Source organism: Pseudonocardia charpentierae, from assembly GCF_031845345.1.
GTDB lineage: Bacteria > Actinomycetota > Actinomycetes > Mycobacteriales > Pseudonocardiaceae > Pseudonocardia > Pseudonocardia charpentierae.
This window is the reverse complement of the sequence record NZ_JAVREJ010000088.1, coordinates 1-1,260: the sequence shown is the minus strand read 5'-3', so window position 1 is coordinate 1,260 and position 1,260 is coordinate 1. Positions and strand designations below refer to the sequence as shown.

Below are 1,260 nucleotides of genomic sequence, written 5' to 3'. Positions count from 1 at the left end.
TGCGTTGACCATGAACGTTCGCCTAGTTGGCGACACGCCGTGCAGCGTCCCGGGCTTCGACTGCTGTTGATCTCACCCTCGGTTCCGGTATCGGGTCGGATCGGGAGCGGAGATCTGCATGGCAGAACCAGTCAGAGCGCGACGGCTGACCGAGCAGGAGGGGCAGCGGCTGACCGCGCTCGTGCGCAGTGGCCGGGCGAATCCGATCCGGGTGCGGCGGGCGACGATCATCCTCGCGTCGTCGTCGGGGACACCGGTCTCGGCGATCGCCCGGCTGGTCGCCGCGGACGAGGACACCGTCCGCGACGTGATCCACGCGTTCAACGAGCAGGGGCTGGCCGCGCTGGACCCTCAGTGGGCGGGAGGCCGTCCCCGCCTGATCACCGATGACGACGTCGCGTTCGTCGTCACGACGGCCACCACCCGCCCGAGCAAGCTGGGCTGCCCGTTCACCCGGTGGAGCCTGCGCAAGCTCGCCGCCTACCTCGCCCGCTGCCATGAGCGGCGGATCGTCATCAGCCGCGAGCGGCTGCGCCAGATCCTGCACAACAAGAACGTGAGTCTGCAGCGCACGCGGACATGGAAGGAGTCGACCGACCCGGACAAGGACGCCAAGCTCGACCGCATCGAGGAGGTGACCAGCCGCTTCCCGGACCGGTGCTTCGCGTTCGACCAGTTCGGGCCGCTGTCGATCCGGCCGTGTCACGGCTCCACCTGGTCACCCGAGTCGAAGCCGACCCGGCTGCCCGCGACCTACACCCGCACCCACGGCATCCGCTACTTCCACGGCTGCTACAGCCTCGGTGACGACCAGCTCTGGGGCGTCGTGCGTCGCCGCAAAGGTGGTGATCACACCCTCGCTGCGCTCAAGTCGATCCGTGCTGCCCGCCCGGACGGCGCCCCCATCTACGTGATCATGGACAACCTGTCGGCGAACAAGACCCCCGCCGTCCGGGCCTGGGCGGCACGGCACAAGGTCGAGCTCTGTTTCACCCCGACCTACGCGTCCTGGGCGAACCCGATCGAGGCCCAGTTCGGGCCGCTGCGCATGTTCGTGATGGGCGCCTCGAACCACCCCAACCACCCGGCGCTGGCCCGCCGACTGCAGGCCTACCTGCGCTGGCGCAACGCCAACGCCCGCCACCCCGACGTCCTGGCCGCTCAACGCCGCGAACGCGCCCGCATCCGCAGCGAACGCCAACACCGCTGGGGCCGACCGAAAGCAGCCTGACCCGGCGAACCTAAGTGGCCACCGCACTA

General features: G+C 69.4%; 1 protein-coding gene. It reads left to right on the top strand.

The window, feature by feature from the left end:
* The first annotated feature begins 118 nt into the window (after window positions 1-118).
* Window positions 119-1,231, top strand: coding sequence for an IS630 family transposase (locus tag RM445_RS31970; protein WP_311560599.1), 1,113 nt, complete (start codon window positions 119-121; stop codon window positions 1,229-1,231).
* Window positions 1,232-1,260: the final 29 nt, after the last annotated feature.